Raw genomic sequence first — 20,424 nt, forward strand, 5'->3', positions numbered from 1 at the left:
CGGCCCGGCCGGGCCGGCGTCGTCGTCGGCCGGCCCCACCTGCCGCCACCCCCTGTGACAGACATCACCAGCGCCCGGGCCGCATGCTCGTTGCTATACCGGCTTGGTCGCCCGATGCAGGGCCACGATCCCACCGGACAGGTTGCGGTAGGCCACACTGCGCCACCCTGCCTGGTGCATCAGCACGGCCAGCGCGTCCTGGTCGGGCCAGTCCGCGATCGACTCCGAGAGGTACTCATACGCCTCGCTGTTGGAGCCCACCACCTGCGCCATCCGGGGGAGCACCTGATCGCGGTAGAACCCGTAGAGGCCCCGCCAGGCCACATTGGGCGGGGTGGAGAACTCGCACACCACCAGCCGCCCGCCGGGCCGGGTCACGCGGGCCATCTCCCGCATGCCGGCCACCGGGTCCACGAGGTTGCGCAGCGCGAACGAGATCGTCACCGCATCGAAACTGGCATCAACGAAGGGCAACTGGAGGGCGTCGGCCACCACGAACGCCAGATCCGGGCGGCGGGCCTTTCCTACGGCGACCATGCCGGGCGAGAAGTCGCAGGAGACCACGTCGATCCCGGCGTCGGCGTAGTCCTCGCTGGAGGTGCCGGTGCCGGCGGCCAGGTCGAGCACCCGCTGACCCGGTCCGGCGCCGACCGCCCGGAACGTGGAGCGGCGCCACAACCGGTCCATCCCCATCGACAACACGTCGTTGGTCAGGTCGTAGTTGCGTGCGACGCCGTCGAACATTCCTGCAACGTCGCGTGGGTCCTTGGCCAGGGATGCGCGTGACATGGGGACCATCCTCGCGCACTCCGGGCCGCGCGGGGAACGCCCGGAGGGCGATCTGCTCCGATGCGCTGAATCATGGCCGGGCACATTAAGGTGACCGGGATGTCCGCCTCCGTTCCGCAGCCCGCTTCCAAGGGTTCCCCATCGCTGTTGGTCCGCACCCGTGAACTCGACACCGGCGGTGAGACGCTGTCGGACGGGGATCTGATCGGGCTGTTGCCCCGCCCCCGCGCCGACGCCGCGCACCTGTGGTTGCGGCGCGGTGCGGGTCTGGTGGGCTGGGGGCAGGTTGCCCGATTCACCTCCAGTGGGCCGGACCGGTTCGCCGACGCGATGGGCGCCTGGCGCGAGTTCACCGAGCACCTGGTGGTCCGTGATGAGGTGGGCCTGCCCGGTAGCGGGCCGGTGGCGTTCGGGGCGTTCACGTTCGCGCCCGCCACCAGCGCCCCGAGCGTGCTGCTGGTTCCGGAGGTGGTGCTGGGTTCGCGGGACGGGCGCACCTGGATCACCACGGTGAGCCCGGTGGACCCGGTGGATGAGGAGCCCTCGCTGCCCCCGCTCGGCCCGGCTCCGACGCTGGCGCAGTTGCGCGAGCAGGTCAGTCCGTTGCGACCGCACCGGGGTGTCCAGATCCTGCCCGGCGCGCTGGACCCCGATGAGTGGGTGGAACAGGTCGAGCGCGTGATCGCCCGGATCCGCGGTGGGGAGGTGGCCAAGGTGGTGATGGCTCGGGAGGAGCACGTCCAGGTCGCCGAGGAGTTGGACATCCGCCCGGTGCTGACACAACTGGCGCACGCCTATCCCACTACCTGGACCTTCGCCGTCGACGGTCTGATCGGGGCGACCCCGGAGTTGCTGGTCCGCCGTGAGCGTGGCCTGGTCTCGTCCCGGGTACTGGCCGGCACGATCCCGCGCACCGGGGATGATGAGGCGGATCTGACCCATGCGGCGTCCCTGGCCCGCTCCTCCAAAGACCTGGAGGAGCACGAGTTCGCGGTGCAGTCGCTGATGGACTCCCTGCGCCCGGTGGCTGCCTCCACCAATGCCCAGGACGCGCCGTTCGTCCTGCACCTTCCGAACGTGATGCACCTGGCCACCGACGTCACTGCGGTCCTGGCCACCGAGCACGCCGACCTCAGTTCTCTCGATCTCGCCGCGCGCCTGCACCCCACAGCCGCGGTGTGCGGCACCCCGACGCCCGAAGCCGCCGAGATGATCGCCGAGCACGAGCAGATGGACCGGGGTCGCTATGCCGGCCCGGTCGGATGGATCGGCGCCGACGGCGACGGCGAGTGGGGGATCGCGCTGCGGTGTGCGCAGGTGGAGCCGTCCGGGCGGGAGTTGCGGTTGTTTGCCGGCTGCGGCATCGTCGCGGCGTCCGACCCGGTGGCGGAACTGGGCGAGGCGGAGGCGAAGCTGGCCCCGATGCGCGCAGCGCTGCGGATCTGACCCGCGCGGTTCGCCCTGCCCGCACTGATCCGTCCCGTCCGCCCCCTCACCCCCAGCCCCACGCGCCCTAACCATCCAATTGGACAATTCCGGCGGGGCTGCGACCTCTGACCTCGCTGAAGCGCACCAATTGGATGGTTTCGGCGGTGTTCAGGCGACGGCAGCCAGCCCGAAAGGCACCTGCCAGTGCGCCTGGAGCGCGAAGGGCGCGCCGCCGCACGCTTTCCACGCCTCGTGGACCCGATGGATCGTCTCCTGTTGCTGCCGGAACACATCCCGCGAAATCAGGGTCAGGATCGTCCAACCCTGACTCTGAAACCATTCCCGCCGGCGGATGTCGGACTCCCACTGGTCGAGATCGGTGCGGTGGTGCTGCCCGTCGTACTCCACGGCCAGTCGGAGGTCCGGCCAGCACAGGTCGGGACGGTAGGTGCCTGCACTGTGCCTGAGTGCCAGATTGATCATCGGCTCCGGAAAGCCGGCCCAGATCAGGAGCAACCGCACTCTGGTCTCCATCGGGGACTCCACCCCGGAACGCACCAGGGCTGCCGCACGGCGGGCCCGCCCCAGGCCCGGACCGGTTGCCGGCACCAAGACTGACGGCGCAACACGTTCGATCCTGACCATGGCATCGCCTGCGATCACCAGGTCGACGAGTTGCAGTTTCTGGGCGAGTTCGGTGAACAGTTGGGCACCCCAGGAACATGGGACACCGTCGACGACGCGTCCGCGCGCTTCCGTCCGGAGGTGGCTGTGCAAGCCCGGGCGACGGCGCCGATGCGACTCCTTGAGGACAGTCACATGGACATCGGCGTCGATCGGCACCGGGATCCGCTGCAACGCGGCTGCCGTGGTGTGCGAGGCGACCGCTCCGGATGGGTGCAACAGGAGCGCGGCGCGAGCGCGAGTCTGCAGGTCCACGTTCGCCTCTGCGCCGACATACACACCCCGGAACAGCCTCCGGTAGTGGCGCGGGTTCTTCAGACTCGCAGGCGTGACCCCTGCCGCCAGGGCCTGGCGGACCGTGAACGGACGTGTCCGGTCGAGGCTGGCCATGACACGACCCTGGCAGACCGCGGACGCGCGACCCCGGACTTATCCACAGCCGCGACCGCTCCGCTCACCAGGTGCCGGGTCGGCACCAGCCACCTGCCCCTGCCCACCTACCACGCTCGACCAATTCGCCCGAAGGGTTCAATTGGTTGGTTCGGGCGGGGCCCAACCGGCCAATCGCGCCCGAATCATCCAATTGGATGGTTCCGGCGCGGCGGGGCCGGCGCGGGAGCGGCGGGAGTGGGAGCGGCGGGGCCGGCGCGGGAGTGGGAGCGGCGGGGCCGGGAGCGGGAGCGGGAGCGGGAGCGGCGGGGCGGGCGGGGGTGAGCCGCGGGCGTCAGTCCGCGGTGGCGTCCAGGTCCACGTCGTCGTACACCGTGCCGGAGGGGATGGTGCGTGGTTCGGCATCACCGCGCAGGTGCACCCGCCCGCGCACGGTCACGTCCGGTTCGAACGTCCAGTCCCCGGTCACGGTCAGGGCCTCGGCACCGACCAGGGAGGGCGCATCAGGAATGCGCGCATCGAAGTCGGCGATCTTCTTGTAGTACTCCTCGTCGAGATTCACCAGTGGGGTCTCGGCACGGTCGGTGAGGACGAAGTCCTCGCCCAACTCGTAGGTGTCGGAGCGGAGCACGAGCAGATCGTTGGTGGTCTTGACCGGACGGAACCGGCTGCGCTCGACCTCGATGGATCGGGCGCCCTCGAACACCTGCACCGCCGCACCCATCGCCGTTTCGATCTGGTACACCCGCGGCGAGGTCTTGTCCGTGGGGTCAACTGTCTTGAGGTTGCGGATCAGCGGGAGACCGAGCACCCCCTGACGCTCGGTCAGCGTGCGCTGCAGCACCCGCAGGTCGAACCAGAGGTTGTTGGTGTGGAAGTAGGCGTGCTTGCCGATGTCCATCGCCTCGGCCAGGTCCTCCTCACGCGTCTGCGCCGTCTCGCGCAGCACCAACCGGTCGTCACTGCGCCGGCGCACCAGGTAACCACCCTTGACGTCGGCCGGCGTGCGCCGGCACACCTCGGCGGCGTACGGGGCCCCGGAAGCGGCGAACCAGCCCGCGATGCGGGCATCAGGCGCCGAGCCGAGGTTGTCGGAGTTGGAGATCGCCGCGTATCGGAACCCGGCAGCGAGCAGGCGTTCGAGTGTTCCGGAGACCTCCAGGGCGGTGTACAGGTCTCCGTGCCCGGGCGGGCACCACTCCAGAGCAGGATCGGCCGGCCAGCTCACCGGGGACAGGTCCTCCACCAGCAGTTTCGGCTCCTGGTTCTGCAGGAAGTCCAGGCCCAGATCCCCAACCTCCAGGTCCGGGTAGGCCGCGAGCGCCGCGAGGGTGTCGGCCCGGGTGCGGAAGGAGTTCATGAACAACAGCGGCAGCGGCACGTCGTAGCGCTTCCGGGCGTGGCGAACCTGTCCCACGATCACGTCCAGAAAGCTCATCTTCGGACGCACCGGCAGCAGCGACTTGGCCCGGTCCATGCCCATCGAGGTGCCGAGCCCGCCGTTCAACTTGATCATCGCCGTGTGCGCGAGCGCGTCGCGGGCCGGTTCGGCGGCGACCTCGACCGAATCAATCCGGGGCACGTCGGTCAGGGGTGCGATGTCGGCCTCGGCGATCATGCCGGTCGAACCGGAGGCCAGTTCGCCGTAGTAGTGCGTGAAGACATCGATTGCGCGATCGTGCACGCCGGCGTCGCGCATCTTCTGCTGGGCATCCTCGAGACTCATGGATCCAACGGTACTGGTCGAGGACGAAGCGGCATTCCGCGACCACCGGCCCGGTGACCTCAACCGTCGCCGGCGCCCACCACGTGGTCCCGGATCCGGGCCTGCAGGTCCAGGGCCCGCTCGCGTGCCGCGGCACCGTCGAGCCTGACCTCCACCACCGAGCGCCCGCGCACCGGCTCGGCCAGCACCGCCGCCAGCTCCCCGGCATCCTCCACGCTGCGATACGCAGCGCCGAACCCGCGGGCGAGGGCCTCGATGTCCAGTCCCTGCGGGGTGCCGAACACCCTGGGATAGATCTCGGCGAGCTCGGGACGACCGTGCTCGAGGGTGGCGAAGATCGACCCGCCGTCGTCGTTGAGCACGATCACCTGCGCGTTCACCTCCCGTTCCAGCCGGCCCCGGGCCAAGCCGCCCACATCGTGCTGGAAGCTCAGGTCACCGATCAGCGCGCGCACCGGTTCACCGGTGGCCACCGCCACGCCCGTCGCGGTGGAGATCGTGCCGTCGATCCCGCTCAGCCCCCGGTTGGCGAGCACCGGAACGCGGGTGAATCCAGCCCCCACGCCGGCGGCCAGATCAGCATCGCGCACCGACATCGAGGACCCCAGCACCACGGTGCCGGCCGTGTTGCGCGGACCGAGCAGAGCCCTCGCCACCTGCGGGCCGCCGAGGCGCTCGGCAGCCAGGGTCTCCAGCACCTGGTGCGCCTGGTCGGAGGCGCGGAGCCACCGGTCCAACCAGGCGACCTCGCTCGCCTCCGGCTCATCCAGCACCGTCACGGCCCGGGTGACCAGCGCGGCCGAGCCGGCCACATCCACCCAGTCCGGCCCGGGTGCGGCCACCACGACCTCCACCTCCCGGCGCGCCAGCAGGGCGCTGACCTGCCGGCTCAGCGTGGGCCGTCCCAGCACCACCACCCGCTGGACCTCATCGCCCAGGATCTCAGCGAGCACAGCGGGTGCGGCTACGGCCTGCGCCGCGGACCGGGCCCCGGAGGTGGGTTCGGCCAGCACCGGCCAACCCCCGGCCCGCGCCAGTTCCACCGCCGCCGCGCCCGCGCCGTCCCCGGCCACGATCACGGTGCGGGGCCCACGGGGCAGCAGGGTCGGCATCACCTCGGTGCCGTCACCGGTGGAGACCACCTGATCCACCGGCCGGTCTTCCGGCTCCCACACCGCGGCCGGAACGAGTGGGTCGCGGAACGCCACGTTCAGGTGGACCGGCCCGGGATGGGCGCTTCGTGAGCCGCGCGCGGCGGTGACCGCACGCAGCACCGCGACGTTCACGCCCACGACCGCCGAGGTCGCGGTGTCCGCCGCCGGGATCTCCCCCTGCCAGCGCACCGCCGTGGCGAAGATGCCCACCTGGTTCGTGGTCTGGTTCGCTCCCACGCCGCGCAACTCATGCGGCCTGTCGGCGCTGAGGACCACCAGCGGCAACCCTGCGTGGGAGGCCTCCAATACCGCCGGGTGCAGGTTCGCCACCGCCGTGCCGGACGTGGTCACCACCGCGACGGGACGGTGCCGGGCGATGCCCACGGCCACGAAGGCGGCACTGCGCTCATCGACGCAGACGGTCATGTTCAACCAGCCGGCCGCCTCGGCACTGTGCAGGGCATACGCCAGCGGGGCGCTGCGCGAACCGGGCGCCAGGACCACCTCATCCACCCCGGCCGCGACCAGGGCGCGTACGATCTCCCGGGCGGTCAGCGCCGCTGGATGGTCGGGTAGGTTCACTCCGGTGCCGATTCGTCCATGGCCGCCATTCTCCCCTGCCACCGGCGCCTTGTCGGCTCATCGGCGCCGCAACGTGCCAGACGGTCCGGATCCGGTTCCACCCGGCCCACGGGCAGCACCCCGTCAGTGGGGATCAGCGGCCGGGCCGCCACATCCTCGGTGAACAGGTTCACCGTGCCCAGACCGCAGGCGTAGGGCAGGTCCGGTAGGGCGGCCGCGAGCGCCAGCCCGGCCGCGATTCCGACCGAGGTCTCCAATGCCGAGGAGACCACCACCGGCAGGCCCACGTCCTCCGCGATGCGCAGCGCCGCGCTCACGCCGCCGAGGGGCTGCACCTTGAGCACCACCACATCGGCGGCGCCGGCCCGGGCCACCTGCATCGGGTCCGCGGCCCGGCGGATCGACTCATCGGCCGCCACCGGGACGTTGCTGCGTCGGCGCACCGTGGCCAGGTCGGGCACGGTGGCACAGGGCTGCTCAACGTACTCCAGCCCCCCGGCGGCCCGATCCAGCAGTCGTAGCCGGTCCAGTGCGGTGGGCACGTCCCAGGCGCCGTTGGCGTCGATGCGGATCCGCCCGGTGGGGCCCAGGGCGTCGCGGACCGCCTCCAGCCGGGCCTGCTCGGCTTCCACCCCCTGGCCGGGCTCGGCCACCTTCACCTTCGCGGTGCGGCACCCCCCGCCCTCGCGCACGATCTGAGCGGCGCGTTCGGGGCCGACCGCAGGCACGGTCACGTTGATCGGGATCCAGTGCCGCCGTGGCTCCGGCCACGGGTCGTCGGCACTGGCGCGGGCGGCGCGCCACCACGTACGGGCCTCGTCGTCGTCGTAGTCCCAGAACGGGGAGAACTCCGCCCACCCCGCCTCGCCGCGCAGCAGCACGCCGTCTCGAACAGTCAGACCGCGGAAACGGGTTCGCAGGCCCACGGAGTAGGTGAAGGGCGACGGCGTAGGCACCTGGCCAGGATAGGCCCGCCGTGCGTACCCGCTCCCCCGAGCCCGCTCGCCGGGCAGGCATCGGCAGGGCCCGATCAGACGTACGCCGGTGCTGACGGTCCGGGGGGCGCGCGCCGCCGCAGGATGACGCGGGGCGCCGTAGGGTGGACGGCGTGAACGATCAGCCCCGTGCCAGTGCCGAACTGCCCCGCCAGGTCTCCCAGACCTTCGACCCCGCCCGCTGGCGCGAGGTGCCGGGGATGGATTTCACCGACATCACCTACCACCGGGGCGTGGACCGCAGCGGCGAGCACACCGCGGAGCTGCCCGTGGTGCGCATCGCGTTCGACCGGCCGGAAGTGCGCAACGCCTTCCGCCCGCACACCGTCGATGAGCTCTACCGCGCCCTGGACCACGCCCGGATGAGCCCGGACGTGGCCGCCGTGCTCCTGACCGGGAACGGACCCAGCCCCTCCGACGGCGGCTGGGCGTTCTGCTCCGGCGGGGACCAGCGCATCCGAGGCCGGGACGGCTATCGCTACGCCGACGGCGCGGGCGCGGAGACCGTGGATCCGGCCCGGGCCGGCCGGCTGCACATCCTGGAGGTGCAGCGACTGATGCGCACCATGCCCAAGGTGATCATCGCCGTCGTCCCGGGGTGGGCCGCCGGCGGCGGGCACAGCCTGCACGTGGTGGCGGACCTGACCATCGCCTCGGCGGAGCACGCCAAGTTCATGCAGACCGATGCCAACGTCGGCTCCTTCGACGGCGGGTACGGTTCGGCGCTGCTGGCCCGCCAGGTCGGGGACAAACGGGCCCGGGAGATCTTCTTCCTGGCCCGGGAGTACTCCGCCGCGCAGGCCGAGTCCTGGGGAGCGATCAACGAGGCGGTCCCGCACGCCGAACTGGAGGACCGGGCACTGGAGTACGCCCGGATCATCGCCACCAAGTCCCCGCAGGCGATCCGGATGCTGAAGTTCGCCTTCAACCTCGCCGACGACGGCCTGGCCGGGCAACAGGTGTTCGCCGGGGAAGCGACGCGCTTGGCGTACATGACCGATGAGGCCGTCGAGGGACGCGATGCGTTCCTGCAGCGCCGCGAGCCGGATTGGTCCGCCTTCCCGTACTACTACTGAGTCCGCAACGACGGACTCATCCGCCGAAGAAGCCTGCCACCCCGGTGATCAGCGCGGTCAGTCCCATCCCGATCGCACTCACCACCACGACCACGATCAGCATGGCCACCGCGGCCGGCACCAGGTCGTGCCGCAGCGAGTCGCGGCCGGCCCGACCCAGGGTTGCCCGGCCGGGCGGGATGGCGATTCCATGCGCGGTGCTCTGCTGTGGTGGGGTAGGAGTGGTCATACCCCGATCGTGCGCCGCGGCAGCCTCCCGCCGCGTCCCCCGACGGGATCGAGCCGGGGTGCCGGGTTCCACCTACGGGGGTGCGCCGGGTCAGACCCTGGTCGCAGTCCGGCGGGGCCGAAGCCGCAGCGGCACCGTCAGTTCAGGGAGACCGAGGAGCCCGAGACGGGCAGCAGTTCCACCCAGGTGTTACCCGCGGCGAGCAGCACCTCATCGCCATCCTCGGTGCGCAGTTGGACATGGGCATCGTCGGCGTCCTTGCTCCAGGTGCCGCTGACGGTGTGCCCGCCGGTGGCGATGATCGCCTCGCCCGAACCGGTCACAACGGACTCGGGCACCGGGGAGCCGGAGGGGTCGGTGTAGGAGGTGGTGCGCACCTCCACCCGCAGCACCAGCACGTTCACCGCGGACACCCTGCCCTCGTCGGTGGTCATCGCATCGGCCCCGGCCTCACTGCGAAGCCAGGCATCGGCATCGGTGGCCCAGGTCCAACTCGGTGAGGTGTTCGGGAAACTCAACTGCAGCGACCCGGTGGGCTCGCCCTCGGCCACGGCGGTGGCGAACTCGGGTTCGGGGGCATAGGAGAACGCTGCCTCCACGTCCTCGTCCCCCGAGCCCTGGGCGATGAAGTCGGCGGTGTTGCCGTAGACGTTGTGGGGGGCACGCCGGTCCGCGGACCTGTAGAAGCCGGCCGCACCGGCATCGTTGGTCAGGATCTGCAGCGGGGAGGCGTGCGCGGCGTCGAGGAACGCGCGCTGGGCACCGGAGAAGATCAGCTGCCCCCCGAACGGGGTGGCCAGCGGGATGTCCATCGGGCGCAGGGAGCGGATCGGGCCGATGGTCTCCGGCACCGTGGAGTGGTACACCGCCAGTAACCGGGTCTCCCCGCCCTCGATCATCTCCTCCCACACGATGTCGGCGCTCTGCAGGCCCGTCTGCGGCCGGGCGGCCACCGAGTTCTCCACCTTCACCGACATCACGTCCCGGGCGGCGACCTCACCGGCGACCCCGGTCAGTGGCCAGGCCTCCTCGATCTGCGGGTCGGGGGCGTGTGTCTTGTCCACCGACTGCTCGGGGGTTTCGGTGACGACCTCGGGCTCGAGCGGCTCCGGCTCGGACCCGGCACACCCGGCCAGGCCGATCGCTGCGGCGGCGAGCACGACGACGGCGCTGCGGGACGCCCGGAACCTCAACCTCACCCGGCCCACTCTAGGCGAACTACCCTTATCGTCATGACGAACCCGGGCACCGCGATGAGCCTGCTGGCCCGGCTGCGCACCGCCCTGGCCGGCGGGGAGCCGGTGCGGTTGGACCTGACCGGCGCCGCGCGCCCGGCGCCGGCTCCACCGGGCACCGCGGTGGTGGTGCGCACCTCGGGCAGCACCACCGGGACCGGACGGGCGGTGGCCCTGGCGGCGGCGGCGCTGCGGCATTCGGCCACGGCCACCCACGAGCGACTGGGCGGCCCGGGGCAGTGGCTGCTGGCGGTGCCGGGTGCACACATCGCCGGCCTGCAGGTGCTGGTCCGCTCGATCCTGGCCGGGCACGATCCGGTGGTGCTGGCGCCGGGACACTTCGACCCCCATGCGCTGGCGCGGGCGATCGACTCGATGCGCGCTGACGTGCCGCGCTACCTGTCCCTGGTGCCCACCCAGTTGCACCGCGCGATGACGGCCGGGCCGCAGGTCAGAGCCGCGCTGGCCACCTGCAGTGCGATCCTGGTGGGCGGGGCCGCGCTACCGCCGGCCCTGCTCCGCGAGGCCACTGGCGCCGGGATCCGTGTGGTGCGCACCTACGGCATGACCGAGACCAGCGGTGGGTGCGTCTATGACGGGGTGCCGTTGAACGGGGTGCAGGTACGGATCGAGGAGGGGCGGGTGCTGATCGCCGGGCCCGTCCTGGCCACCGGGTACCTGGGCGAGGAACCGGGACAGGACGATCCGTTCGTGCTCGCCGGAGGGGTGCGGTGGCTGCGCACCCCGGACGCCGGAACCCTCACCGAGGGCCGGTTGCGGGTCCTGGGCCGTCTGGATGAGGTGATCGTCACCGGCGGGGTGAATGTCCACCCCGGGCCCATCGAGCGGGTGCTGAGCACCTGGGCCCACGGCACCGAGGTGGCCGTCGTCGGGGTGGATGACCCGCAGTGGGGGCAGCTGGTGACCGCGGTGCTGCACGGCCCCGGCCCGCAGGCACCTGATCTGGCCGAGATCCGCTCGGTGGTGGCCGCCGAACTCGGGTCCGGGCCGCAGGTGCCGCGAGCGGCCGTGGCGCTGGATGAGGTGCCCCTGCGCGGACCGGGCAAGGTGGACCGGCGAGCGGTGGCCCGCGGGGCCGCCGCGGCCCTGGCCCGCGGCGCGGGGCAGCGCCACCCCGACTGAGACGGCCGGGTGCACCGGAGGGGCGGGGGTATCCTCGATCGGTCCCGCTGCTCAGGAGCGCCCGGCAGATCCGATCCCGCCGATCGGATCGCTCGGAACGCACGCTCTTGCGCCAGCCAGCCTCGCCGCGACGCGTCGCGCCGCGTCAGTCGGAACGGAGAACCATGGCCACCACACTCGCAGCGTGGGTGCACGGCGCCAGGGTCCGGACCCTGCCGGCAGCGATCGCCCCGGTGCTGATCGGGACCGGGGCCGCCGCCTGGGCCGGCGCGGCCTCGGTGCCCCGTGCGCTGCTCGCCACCGGCGTGGCCCTGGCCCTGCAGATCGGGGTGAACTTCTCCAACGACTACTCTGACGGCGTCCGCGGCACCGACGACCAGCGGGTGGGACCGATGCGACTGACCGCCACCGGGGCCGTTCGACCGGCCACGGTCAAGCGGGCCGCATTCGCCTCCTTCGCGGTGGCCGCGGTCCTGGGCCTGGTGCTGTGCGCGCTGGCCGGAGCCTGGTGGTTGATCGGGGTGGGAGCGGTAGCCGTACTCGCGGCCTGGTACTACACCGGCGGCTCCTCCCCCTACGGTTACGCCGGGCTGGGCGAGGTGGCCGTGCTGGTGTTCTTCGGTCTGGTGGCCACGCTCGGCACCACCTACACACAGGCCGGGGCGATCAACGCCCCCGCCGTGCTGGGTGCGTTCGCGGTGGGCCTGCTCAGTTGCGCGATCCTGATGGTGAACAACATCCGGGACATCGGCACCGACGCCCCGGCCGGCAAACGCACCCTGGCGGTGCGCCTGGGCCAGGTGTGGGCACGGCGTGCCTACGCCGCGATGATGGCACTGGGTGTGCTCTCCGGCGTGACGGTGGCCCTCTGGGAGCCGTGGGCGCTGCTGGTGACCGTATTGGCAGGGCCGGCGGTGGCGCTGTCCCGCCGGGTGGTGCGCGGGGCGCAGACAGGTGCGTTGATCCTCACGCTGCGCGACAGCGGCTTCGTGGTGCTGGGCATGGGTCTGCTCCTCGGCGGGGTGTTGACGCTGGCCTGACGTGGTCTTGGTCACATCTGTGCGCTCATCACATCCGAGCCCCGCTCCCCCGCGTCCGAGCCCGGTCACACGCGGGGAGAGGCCGGACCGTCGGTGTCGTCCCCGGTAGGGGCACCGCCGTGCTCGGCGGCGCCTCGATCGGTGTGCTCAGCATCCTGCGGGGCGGCATCCGCCTCCGCCTCCTCGCCCTCGACCACGGAGGCGTAGTCCTGCCCCAGGGCGTCGAACTGGGCGTCCTCGTCGTCACCGTCGCGGGCCAACGACTTCTCCAGATTGGTGGGGCGCCCACCGGTGCGCCGTTCCAGGTCGTCGGCCGCTTCCTGCCGCGGCCCGGCCAGCAGCACATAGGAGAGCCCGGCACCGATGAGCACCGCGAGGACCACCAACAGCCAGCTCCGCACACCCAGCACATAGAGCAGCGCCCCGGCGCCCACCACCAGGGCGACGCGGAGCAACGTGTAAGTGAGCAGCGGCATGATTCCCAGCGTAGGCTCTTTGAATGCGTTACGTACTCCTCGGTCTGATCACTATCGGGATGATGACGTACGCCGTCATCGACTCTGTGCGTACCCAGGACAGCCGGATCCGGCTCGGGCTGCCGCACTGGTTCTGGGTGGCCATCATCATCCTGTTGCCCTTTGCCGGTGCCCTGACCTGGCTGATCGTGTCCGCGGTGATGCGACGGAAGTACGACGACGGTCCCTCCTCGGGCCCGCAACGCCGCCCCCGGGGTCCGCTCGCGCCCGACGATGACCCGGACTTCTTGTTCCGCCTGGAACGGGACCGGCGCCGGGCCCAGCAGCGACGCGACGCTGCGCCTCCCCGGCCCGCGGACTCCGGGACCCCGGACCCGGAGCCGACCGATGAGCCAGGAGCGGCCGACGGCGATCGCGGCGCGGGTGGTAGCACGCCCGGGGCTGACCGGCCGGTGTCTTCCGGGGCCGGCGGCGACGACGAACCGTTGTATGTTCCCGAGGAGTTCCAGGTGCCGGACCTGCTCGGCGAGGATCACCCGGCCGGCGGCGACCACGACCGCAGCGGATCCGGTGATGGTCAGGACGACGACCCCGGCCCGGCGGATGAGGACGAGACCCCCGAGCGGGACGGGCGCTCCGGGAGCAGGGCGGAGAAACGCCATCCCGAGGAGGACGAGAACGGGCGCCGCTGAGGCGCCTCACCCGGCTCGGCGCAGTTCCGGTTCAACCCGCACGGTTGCCTACGACTCGGGCGTACTCCGAGCCGGATGGGGTGCGCTCGAGAATCTCAAGGTCCACCAGGTAGCGCCGGAGCGTCGCGGTGTCGTCGCTGAACGCGCTGAGCCGGTCGTTGAGGACGGCTTCGGGTACGACTTCTCCCTCTTCGACGGCGCGCCGCGCGAGGAGTTCCAGCAGTTCCCGGCGCTCCTGGGCGTCCGAGGGATACCGATCGATCTTTCCCGCCCCGGTGAGGAAGCGCTCCACGCCCTTGGGGCGCTCCGGCCCGGGCGCTGCGGCCAGCAGCCGCCCGAAGACGTCGCTCTGCTCGATGTAGCCGCCGTCGACTGCCCGAATGAGGCCCGCGCGGCGCAGCACCTCGAGCGCGTGGCTCCTGCGTGAGGGGCTCAGTTCGCGACCGGCTGCTGCGGGATCGTCACCCAGGACGATGTGAGCGAACATCCGGCGGCTGTGCGGATTGGCCAACGCCGCCACCACTGGCCGCCAGTCGAGGTGGTCATGCCTGTCATCCACCAGAGCAGGCTAGTCGTCGTCCCTGACCGGGGGCACGAGATTTTCATGACACATCCGGCGCCCTGGGCGCACCCGGCGCGCGGAGCGATGGGCTCGGCGATGCACGAACCCGGATGCTGGATGCCTTCGGCGCGCCGGTCCTTGGGCGGTACCCCTTAGATGCCGGAGTAGGAGTGCAGGGAGTTGATGAAGATGTTCACGCCGTAGTAGTTGAACATCAGCGCCGCGAACCCGGCCAGGGAGAAGTAGGCGAACGTCTTCTTGTCCCAGCCGGTGGTCAGGCGCACGTGGCAGTAGGCGGCGTAGATCAGCCAGACCACCAGCGTGACCACTTCCTTGGGGTCCCAGTTCCAGGCACGGCCCCAGGCGTACTCGGCCCAGATCGACCCGGTGATCAGCACGAAGGTCCATCCCACCAACGCCACCGCGTTGAGCCGGTAGGACAGCCGCTCCAGGGACTGGGCGGACGGGAAGGCATCGAGCAACCGGGAGAAGAACGTGTCCCGCGCCGGGGGCATCGCCGGCTCCTGGACGTCCAGGTCCACCGCAACGCCATCCTGGGATTGCGCCTCGACCTCCGTCCGTTTCGCTGCCGGCGCCGCCACCAGTGTGTCGCCGGATGCCTCATCCGCGACGCCCGCACCCCCGGAACCGGGCTCGGGACCGGGGCCGTCCGGCTCCGCCGTCCGGTCCGCGGCTGCCGTGCGCTGCGCCTCGTCGCGACCGCGTACCAACTGCAGCACCGACAACGCCGCGGCGACGCAGAACAGCCCGGTCGCCAGCGTGGCGACCGAGACGTGGACCACGAGCCAGTAGGACTGCAGTGCCGGCTGCACGCCCTCGGCCCCCACGTACAGCAACAGGATCGCCACGAACAGGCCGGTCACGTTGACCAGGCTGATCAGCACCCCGAGGTAACGGATGTCGGTGAACCGGTTGATGACCAGGAACACCGCCATGGTGAACATGGTGGACATCAGCGTGAACTCGTACATGTTCGCCCACGGGACCCGCTCGGCGGCGATCCCGCGCAGCAGCACGGCCAGCACATGGAAGACCAGGCCCATCCAACTGGTGCTCATCGCGATACCGGCCGCGCGCCGGGAACGGTTCGGATCGGCATCCCTGCCGAAGCCGGACAGGTCGATGGCGAAGGACACCATGGCCACGACGTAACTGACGATTGTGCCGTAGACCAGCAGCGTGCTGAGGGTCTCCAGTTCGTACATCATTTCTCCTTCGAGCCCGGGTCGGGCAGCACACCCAGGATGCGATCCAGCTCGGAGCGCAACCCGGGATCGTCGTGACGGGCCAGCGCCGCAGCGTGCACCACACTAGTCCCGTCGGAGCCGGGAACCACACGCACCCAGACCCGCCGCCGGGGCAGGAACAAGGAGGCGATCAGGCCGCCGAAGGCCAACGTGGCGAACAGGCCCTGCCAGATCGGTGCGGGATCGTATCGCAGATCCAGTGCCACGAACCGCGGCAACCCGTTGAAGGTCAGCGTGCCGTGCCCGTCGGGCAGGTCCACGCTCTCTCCGGGACGCAGTTCCAACTGCACCGGGCGCTCCTGGCCGTCCTCCCCGGTGGTGGTGGCCTGGTCCAGGCCGGTGGTGTCGAGCACGAACTGGCTGCGGGGGAAGCCCTCGTCCAGGCCCAGGTCACCGACGTACATCTGCAGGATCATCACCGGGTCCAGCGGCTGGGGGTACGCCGAGCCCAGGTAGGTCCCGTCCTCCCCCTCCAGTGCGGTGGGCAGCAGGGAGCCGTTGAAGGCCAACTGCGGCTGTCCCTCATTGGCATCCGGCACCATCACCACCCCGGTGGAGGTGTATCCGGGGTCATTGTCGGCCGGCAGGAACGGCACCGGGCCGTCGTGCGCGATCTCGCCGGCTGCGTCGGTGATGGTCAGATCCGGCGCGAAGCCGTTGCCCATCAGGTACACCCGGGATCCCGATACCCCGAGGGGATGGTTCACCCTGATCGTCTCGTCGGTGGTGGTCCCATCGGTCTGCATCAAGGTCACGTGGGCGGTGAAGTCACGGGGCTGGGCGTCGGCGGTGAAATCCGGTACGAACTCATCCAGCCGGATCCGGTAGGGGTCCACCGAGTCCGCATCGAACAGCGATCCGGACTCGAACGAGTCGTAGTCCAGGGCGGAGTTGACGAACGTGGTGCCCTCGATGACCATGGCCTGCCCGCGGTAATGCACCAGTTCGCCCCAGGCGGTGACCACCAACAGCCCCACCAGGGCCAGGTGGAAGACGATGTTGCCGGTCTCCTTGCCGTAGCCGCGCTCGGCGGAGATGGTGTGCACGGCCTCCCCGGCACTGCCCGCCCCCCGCCCCTCCTCGGTGGCCGCGGTGGTGCGGTACCGCCACCCGAACGAGGTGTGCAGGCGTTGGGCCACCTTGGCGGCGGGGGCTCGTACCGGACGCTCGGAGCGCACCGGGAACCGGGTGAACCGGGAGGGGACCCGGGTGGGCTGGGCACGCAGGCCCCGTACGTGGGTGATCGTGCGCGGCACTATGCACCCGATCAGGGAGGTGAACAGCAGCAGGTAGACGGCGGAGAACCACGGGGAGGAGAACACGTCGAACATGTACGCCCGGTCCAGCCAGGGCGCCATGGTGGGGTTGTCCTCGTAGTACTGGGCCACCAGGTGCGGGTTCACCCGGCGCTGGGGGAAGAACGCCCCCGGCATCGCGACCACGGATAGCAGCAGGAGCAGCAGCAGTGCCACCCGCATGCTCGTCAGCTGGCGCCACATCCAGCGCGCCCAACCGCGCACGCCCAGCCCCTTGGTCGGGCCCGAGGACGACGCAACGCCCCTGTTGCCCGCCGCGCCCACTGCCGCAGCGGGCTGTTTCCGGCCCGCTGCACTTCCGGGACCGGCAGCAGTGCCGGCGTCGTCTTCCTGCGCACCGCGCAACCCCTCGGGGGTGTACCGAGCCATCAGATGATGGTCTCGAAGTCGGCGATGTAGCCCTGCATCCACTGGGTGAGGGCACCCCACAGGCCGGTGACCAGGGCCAGACCGATCAGCACGAGCATCACCCCGCCGATCCGCATGATGACCACCCGGTGGCGGCGCAGGAAGCCCATCATGCGCTCGGAGGACTTCAGCCCCATGGCCACCATGATGAACGGCACCCCCAGCCCCAGGCAGTAGGCGATCACCAACGCCAGCGCCCGGCCCGGGGCAGCGGCCTCGTGCGCCAGGGCGAGGACAGCAGCCAGGGTCGGGCCGATGCACGGGGTCCAGCCCAAGCCGAACACCACACCCAACACCGGCGCGCCGAACACCCCGGCCTTCGGGTTGACCTGCAGACGGCGCTGGCGCTGCAGGAACGGGATCCGCCCGATGAAGGCCAGACCGAGCACCACGACCAGCACGCCGAGCAGCCGGGTGATCAGGTCCTGCCATCGCACCAGGAACAACCCGGCGGTACTGAGCGCCATGGTCAGCAGCACGAACACCGCAGTGAAGCCCAGGATGAACAATCCCACGCCCGCGACCAGTCGTAGCCGCGATCCGCGTGCGGCACCCTTGCCGCCGGCGTCGGCCCCGCTCATGGCGGAGATGTAGCCGAGGTAGCCGGGCACCAGGGGCAGCACACACGGCGAGGCGAACGAGATGAACCCCGCCAGCAGTGCGATCGGCAACGCAGCCAGCATCGGGCCGCTGTAGATGGCCTGGGCGAAACTCTCGCCCACCTGCTCCAGCCAGCCCATCACTCGGCGAGGGTCTCGTCGATCAAGGTGGACAGCATGCTGCGCTCGGCCAGTCCCAGGACCCGCGCGGCGACGCGTCCCTCCGTGTCCAGCACCACGGTCGTGGGCATCGCGCGCAACGGCACCACCCCTTGGAACGCCGCCACCCCGGCGGACTCGCGATCGTGCAACGAGGGGTAGGGGATGCCGAAGCGGCGTTCGAAGGCCTGTGCCGTGCCCGGAGCGTCGGTGTGGTTGACCCCCAGGAACTGCACGCCATCGGGCCCATACTGCTCCGACAGTGCCGCCAGGTCCGGGGCCTCCTTACGGCACGGCGGACAGTTGGCGTACCAGAAGTTGACCACCACCACCTGGCCGTGCAGGTCGGCCAGATCGATGTCCTCCCCGCCGTAGGAGGCTCCGGCCAGTTCGACCGCCTCACCCCGCTCACTCGGCGCCCACGTCTCCACGCTGCCGTCCCCGGAGACATATCCGGACCCCGGCACGTCCGCGGTGGCGCCAGCGCCGCCGTCGGACCCTGCGCAGCCGGCCAGCAGCGCCAACGCGGCAAGGGCCGCCACGGCGGCCTGGACGGTCCTCCTCATGCGCCCACGCTCGCTCTCACGCACCGACGCTCGCCGAGGCGGGGTCGAGCAGGTCGGCAGCCGGCTCGGTATACGTCAGGTCCACCAGGGTGGCGCCGTCGAAGGTGAGGCTGGTCAGGGAGGCAAGCGCGCACTCGCGCTTGCGCGGGTCGTGATACTTGGGCCGGCCCTCCACCTCGAGGCGGGTCAGCCAGATGGGGAGCTGGTGCGCGGTGATGACCGCCTCATGGCCGACGGCTGCGCTGCGGGCCTGGCGGATCGCGGCGAACATCCGGCGAACCTGGGAGGTGTAGGGCTCGCCCCAGGAAGGCCGGAACGGGTTGAGCAGGAACGGCCAGTGCACCGGCTTGAGCAGTTCGCGAGGGTTGGAGTTCAGCGCCAGCCCCTCGAAGTGGTTACGCGCCTCGATCACGCGCGCATCGGTGTGGATGCCCAGGTCGTAGGCCCGGGCCAGCGGCGTCGCGGTCTGCTGGGCCCGCAACAGCGGTGAGGCCACCACGTGGGTGACGTCGGCCCCCCGGTCGATGAAGGTCTGTGCGATCCGCTCGGCCATCGCCTCTCCGCGCTCGGACAGGTGGTAGCCGGGGGCACGGCCGTAGAGGACCCCGGCCGGATTGTAGACCTCACCATGACGCAGGAGATGGACGACGGTTCGACGCATGGCACCAGTCTCGCAAACTTCCACGGCCTTCTGCGCCAGCGGTGCCGGCTCAGCCCCGGGCGACCCCTTCGGCCGGTGCCGCCAGGGCGGGCTTGGGCTGCGTCGTCGTCGACTCCTCGATCACCGCGGCGATCCGGGTGAAGGCAGCGCCGAGTGCGTCCAGCTGGTCGTCGTCGAGCACATCGACCAGACGCCGCCGGACCGAAGCAACGTGGGTGGGTGCTGCTGCGGCCAGCCGCTCGAATCCGGCGTCGGTCAGCACGCACTGCACCCCCCGCCCGTCGCCGTCCGCCTTGCACCGGCTGACCAGGCCCTTGGCCTCCATCCGGCCCACGGTGTGGGTCAGGCGCGAGCGGGAGTGGACAAGCTGATCGGCCAGCGTGGACATCCGCAGCCGGCGATCCGGGACCTCCGACAGGCGCACCATCACCTCGTACTCATGCAGGCTCAGCCCCTCGGCCGCCACCAGGTCACGGTCGAGGTGATCGGTGACCAATGCCATACCGCGTTGGATCGCGCGCCACTGCTGCTGCTGATGCGGGGTCAGCCAGCGGGTTCCGGACTCGTTCATGGGCACCATCTTGACACACGGGTAGTTCTATGTTCAACTACATCCTTGAACGTTGAACTACCTACCACTCAAGGAGCCACTGCATGTCCACCCTCACCCCCGGTACCTACGAGATCGATGCCGCCCACTCCAACCTGGGCTTCTCGGTCCGCCACGCCGGCATCGCCAAGGTGCGCGGCTCGATGGCCGTCTTCTCCGGCTCACTGACCGTCGGCGATCCGATCACCGAGTCCTCGGCGAGCGTGCAGATCGACGCAGCCAGCGTGGACACCGGCAACGAGCAGCGAGACCAGCACCTGACCAGCCCTGACTTCTGGAACGCCGAGCAGAACCCGACCTGGAACTTCACCTCCACCTCGGTCAGCGGCACCGCCGACGACCTGGAGGTCTCCGGCGACCTGACCATCAATGGCGTCACGAAGCCGGTCACCCTGAACGCCGCACTCGACGGCGTGGGCACCGGCCCGGAGCAGGAGACCCGTGCCGCGTTCTCCGGGACCACCTCGATCTCCCGCAAGGACTTCGAGCTGACCTGGAACGTGGCCCTCGAGGGCGGCGGCGTCCTGGTGGGCGACAAGGTCGCCATCGAGTTGGAGGTCGTGGGCATCCTGCAGGGCTGACACCGGCACTGCCGGCAGCATCGCTGCCCAGACCGAAGGCGAGCGCCCGGGCCGC

Annotated in this window: 21 protein-coding genes; 6 read left to right on the top strand and 15 right to left on the bottom strand. The window is 70.8% G+C overall.

The genetic code is table 11. The features are described from left to right. Window positions 1-93 precede the first annotated feature (93 nt). Entirely contained in the window at window positions 94-789 is a 696-nt protein-coding gene (locus ACO0LV_RS02875; RefSeq protein ID WP_424786361.1) for a demethylmenaquinone methyltransferase, read from the bottom strand. 99 nt (window positions 790-888) lie between these two features. On the opposite strand from ACO0LV_RS02875, the gene ACO0LV_RS02880 reads away from it, so the two are divergent. After that, window positions 889-2,235 (top strand): isochorismate synthase, encoded by a 1,347-nt coding sequence (locus ACO0LV_RS02880; RefSeq protein ID WP_424786362.1) that lies wholly within the window; start codon window positions 889-891, stop codon window positions 2,233-2,235. Window positions 2,236-2,385: 150 nt separating this feature from the next. On the opposite strand, the gene ACO0LV_RS02885 is transcribed toward ACO0LV_RS02880, so the two are convergent. From ACO0LV_RS02885 to ACO0LV_RS02900, 4 genes are all read right to left on the bottom strand, one after another. Continuing rightward, window positions 2,386-3,291, bottom strand: coding sequence for an endonuclease domain-containing protein (locus ACO0LV_RS02885; protein WP_424786363.1), 906 nt, complete (start codon window positions 3,289-3,291; stop codon window positions 2,386-2,388). Between the two features lie 334 nt (window positions 3,292-3,625). Beyond that, a complete protein-coding gene (locus ACO0LV_RS02890; protein ID WP_424786364.1) occupies window positions 3,626-5,017 on the bottom strand; it encodes a UTP--glucose-1-phosphate uridylyltransferase in 1,392 nt (463 codons plus the stop codon). 59 nt (window positions 5,018-5,076) lie between these two features. Continuing rightward, window positions 5,077-6,753: a 2-succinyl-5-enolpyruvyl-6-hydroxy-3-cyclohexene-1-carboxylic-acid synthase gene (menD, locus tag ACO0LV_RS02895; RefSeq protein WP_424786365.1), complete on the bottom strand. Its 1,677-nt coding sequence runs from the start codon at window positions 6,751-6,753 to the stop codon at window positions 5,077-5,079. Next, window positions 6,750-7,709, bottom strand: a complete 960-nt coding sequence (locus ACO0LV_RS02900; protein WP_424786366.1) for an o-succinylbenzoate synthase — start codon at window positions 7,707-7,709, stop codon at window positions 6,750-6,752. The genes menD and ACO0LV_RS02900 overlap by 4 nt, the downstream gene beginning before the upstream one ends. Before the next feature lie 152 nt (window positions 7,710-7,861). Between ACO0LV_RS02900 and ACO0LV_RS02905 the strand changes: the two genes are divergently transcribed. Continuing rightward, a complete protein-coding gene (locus ACO0LV_RS02905) occupies window positions 7,862-8,824 on the top strand; it encodes a 1,4-dihydroxy-2-naphthoyl-CoA synthase (protein WP_424786367.1) in 963 nt (320 codons plus the stop codon). Between the two features lie 16 nt (window positions 8,825-8,840). Here ACO0LV_RS02905 and ACO0LV_RS02910 read toward each other — a convergent pair whose 3' ends face one another. After that, window positions 8,841-9,053, bottom strand: a complete 213-nt coding sequence (locus ACO0LV_RS02910) for a hypothetical protein (protein ID WP_424786368.1) — start codon at window positions 9,051-9,053, stop codon at window positions 8,841-8,843. Between the two features lie 137 nt (window positions 9,054-9,190). Next, a complete protein-coding gene (locus tag ACO0LV_RS02915) occupies window positions 9,191-10,252 on the bottom strand; it encodes a DUF3048 domain-containing protein (protein WP_424786369.1) in 1,062 nt (353 codons plus the stop codon). Window positions 10,253-10,285: 33 nt separating this feature from the next. Between ACO0LV_RS02915 and menE the strand changes: the two genes are divergently transcribed. Together menE and ACO0LV_RS02925 are read left to right on the top strand one after the other, a co-directional pair. Continuing rightward, window positions 10,286-11,431, top strand: a complete 1,146-nt coding sequence (gene menE, locus ACO0LV_RS02920) for an o-succinylbenzoate--CoA ligase (RefSeq protein WP_424786370.1) — start codon at window positions 10,286-10,288, stop codon at window positions 11,429-11,431. A 164-nt stretch (window positions 11,432-11,595) separates the two neighbouring features. After that, window positions 11,596-12,471, top strand: a complete 876-nt coding sequence (locus ACO0LV_RS02925) for a 1,4-dihydroxy-2-naphthoate polyprenyltransferase (protein ID WP_424786371.1) — start codon at window positions 11,596-11,598, stop codon at window positions 12,469-12,471. Window positions 12,472-12,536: 65 nt separating this feature from the next. Here the strand turns inward: ACO0LV_RS02925 and ACO0LV_RS02930 are convergent, their stop codons facing one another. Next, window positions 12,537-12,947 (bottom strand): DUF4229 domain-containing protein, encoded by a 411-nt coding sequence (locus ACO0LV_RS02930; protein WP_424786372.1) that lies wholly within the window; start codon window positions 12,945-12,947, stop codon window positions 12,537-12,539. Window positions 12,948-12,970: 23 nt separating this feature from the next. On the opposite strand from ACO0LV_RS02930, the gene ACO0LV_RS02935 reads away from it, so the two are divergent. Beyond that, window positions 12,971-13,639, top strand: coding sequence for a PLDc N-terminal domain-containing protein (locus ACO0LV_RS02935; protein WP_424786373.1), 669 nt, complete (start codon window positions 12,971-12,973; stop codon window positions 13,637-13,639). Window positions 13,640-13,670: 31 nt separating this feature from the next. Here ACO0LV_RS02935 and ACO0LV_RS02940 read toward each other — a convergent pair whose 3' ends face one another. The 7 genes from ACO0LV_RS02940 to ACO0LV_RS02970 all read right to left on the bottom strand — a co-directional run bounded on the left by ACO0LV_RS02940 (window position 13,671) and on the right by ACO0LV_RS02970 (window position 19,749). Continuing rightward, a complete protein-coding gene (locus ACO0LV_RS02940) occupies window positions 13,671-14,198 on the bottom strand; it encodes a DUF2087 domain-containing protein (RefSeq protein ID WP_424786374.1) in 528 nt (175 codons plus the stop codon). A gap of 155 nt (window positions 14,199-14,353) precedes the next feature. Continuing rightward, window positions 14,354-15,427, bottom strand: coding sequence for a c-type cytochrome biogenesis protein CcsB (gene ccsB, locus ACO0LV_RS02945; protein ID WP_424786375.1), 1,074 nt, complete (start codon window positions 15,425-15,427; stop codon window positions 14,354-14,356). Continuing rightward, window positions 15,427-17,154, bottom strand: a complete 1,728-nt coding sequence (gene resB / locus ACO0LV_RS02950) for a cytochrome c biogenesis protein ResB (protein ID WP_424786376.1) — start codon at window positions 17,152-17,154, stop codon at window positions 15,427-15,429. Before resB ends, ccsB begins: the two co-directional genes overlap by 1 nt. Further along, window positions 17,154-17,933: a cytochrome c biogenesis CcdA family protein gene (locus ACO0LV_RS02955; RefSeq protein WP_424786652.1), complete on the bottom strand. Its 780-nt coding sequence runs from the start codon at window positions 17,931-17,933 to the stop codon at window positions 17,154-17,156. The genes resB and ACO0LV_RS02955 overlap by 1 nt, the downstream gene beginning before the upstream one ends. Then, a complete protein-coding gene (locus ACO0LV_RS02960; RefSeq protein ID WP_424786377.1) occupies window positions 17,933-18,517 on the bottom strand; it encodes a TlpA family protein disulfide reductase in 585 nt (194 codons plus the stop codon). The genes ACO0LV_RS02955 and ACO0LV_RS02960 overlap by 1 nt, the downstream gene beginning before the upstream one ends. Before the next feature lie 16 nt (window positions 18,518-18,533). Beyond that, complete coding sequence (locus ACO0LV_RS02965; RefSeq protein ID WP_424786378.1) at window positions 18,534-19,178, bottom strand: histidine phosphatase family protein; 645 nt, start codon at window positions 19,176-19,178, stop codon at window positions 18,534-18,536. A 49-nt stretch (window positions 19,179-19,227) separates the two neighbouring features. Next, window positions 19,228-19,749, bottom strand: coding sequence for a MarR family winged helix-turn-helix transcriptional regulator (locus ACO0LV_RS02970; protein ID WP_424786379.1), 522 nt, complete (start codon window positions 19,747-19,749; stop codon window positions 19,228-19,230). 83 nt (window positions 19,750-19,832) lie between these two features. Here ACO0LV_RS02970 and ACO0LV_RS02975 point away from each other — a divergent pair, with 83 nt between their 5' ends. Next, on the top strand, window positions 19,833-20,369 hold the full coding sequence (locus ACO0LV_RS02975; RefSeq protein ID WP_424786380.1) for a YceI family protein: 537 nt from the start codon (window positions 19,833-19,835) through the stop codon (window positions 20,367-20,369). Window positions 20,370-20,424 lie beyond the last annotated feature (55 nt).

It is taken from the genome of Pseudactinotalea sp. Z1739 (assembly GCF_049725055.1).
In the GTDB taxonomy this organism is placed as follows: Bacteria; Actinomycetota; Actinomycetes; order Actinomycetales; family Beutenbergiaceae; genus CALKWS01.

What these genes read in the sequence shown, in the direction of transcription:
- ACO0LV_RS02960 (WP_424786377.1), bottom strand. Translation starts at nt 18,517, where the DNA reads ATGAGGAGGACCGTCCAGGCCGCCGTGGCGGCCCTTGCCGCGTTGGCG.
- ACO0LV_RS02930 (WP_424786372.1), bottom strand. Translation starts at nt 12,947, where the DNA reads ATGCCGCTGCTCACTTACACGTTGCTCCGCGTCGCCCTGGTGGTGGGC.
- ACO0LV_RS02965 (WP_424786378.1), bottom strand. Translation starts at nt 19,178, where the DNA reads ATGCGTCGAACCGTCGTCCATCTCCTGCGTCATGGTGAGGTCTACAAT.
- resB (WP_424786376.1), bottom strand. Translation starts at nt 17,154, where the DNA reads ATGGCTCGGTACACCCCCGAGGGGTTGCGCGGTGCGCAGGAAGACGAC.
- ACO0LV_RS02910 (WP_424786368.1), bottom strand. Translation starts at nt 9,053, where the DNA reads ATGACCACTCCTACCCCACCACAGCAGAGCACCGCGCATGGAATCGCC.
- ACO0LV_RS02925 (WP_424786371.1), top strand. Translation starts at nt 11,596, where the DNA reads ATGGCCACCACACTCGCAGCGTGGGTGCACGGCGCCAGGGTCCGGACC.
- ACO0LV_RS02975 (WP_424786380.1), top strand. Translation starts at nt 19,833, where the DNA reads ATGTCCACCCTCACCCCCGGTACCTACGAGATCGATGCCGCCCACTCC.
- ccsB (WP_424786375.1), bottom strand. Translation starts at nt 15,427, where the DNA reads ATGTACGAACTGGAGACCCTCAGCACGCTGCTGGTCTACGGCACAATC.
- ACO0LV_RS02875 (WP_424786361.1), bottom strand. Translation starts at nt 789, where the DNA reads ATGTCACGCGCATCCCTGGCCAAGGACCCACGCGACGTTGCAGGAATG.
- ACO0LV_RS02880 (WP_424786362.1), top strand. Translation starts at nt 889, where the DNA reads ATGTCCGCCTCCGTTCCGCAGCCCGCTTCCAAGGGTTCCCCATCGCTG.
- menE (WP_424786370.1), top strand. Translation starts at nt 10,286, where the DNA reads ATGACGAACCCGGGCACCGCGATGAGCCTGCTGGCCCGGCTGCGCACC.
- ACO0LV_RS02890 (WP_424786364.1), bottom strand. Translation starts at nt 5,017, where the DNA reads ATGAGTCTCGAGGATGCCCAGCAGAAGATGCGCGACGCCGGCGTGCAC.
- ACO0LV_RS02955 (WP_424786652.1), bottom strand. Translation starts at nt 17,933, where the DNA reads ATGGGCTGGCTGGAGCAGGTGGGCGAGAGTTTCGCCCAGGCCATCTAC.
- ACO0LV_RS02935 (WP_424786373.1), top strand. Translation starts at nt 12,971, where the DNA reads ATGCGTTACGTACTCCTCGGTCTGATCACTATCGGGATGATGACGTAC.
- ACO0LV_RS02970 (WP_424786379.1), bottom strand. Translation starts at nt 19,749, where the DNA reads ATGAACGAGTCCGGAACCCGCTGGCTGACCCCGCATCAGCAGCAGCAG.
- ACO0LV_RS02885 (WP_424786363.1), bottom strand. Translation starts at nt 3,291, where the DNA reads ATGGCCAGCCTCGACCGGACACGTCCGTTCACGGTCCGCCAGGCCCTG.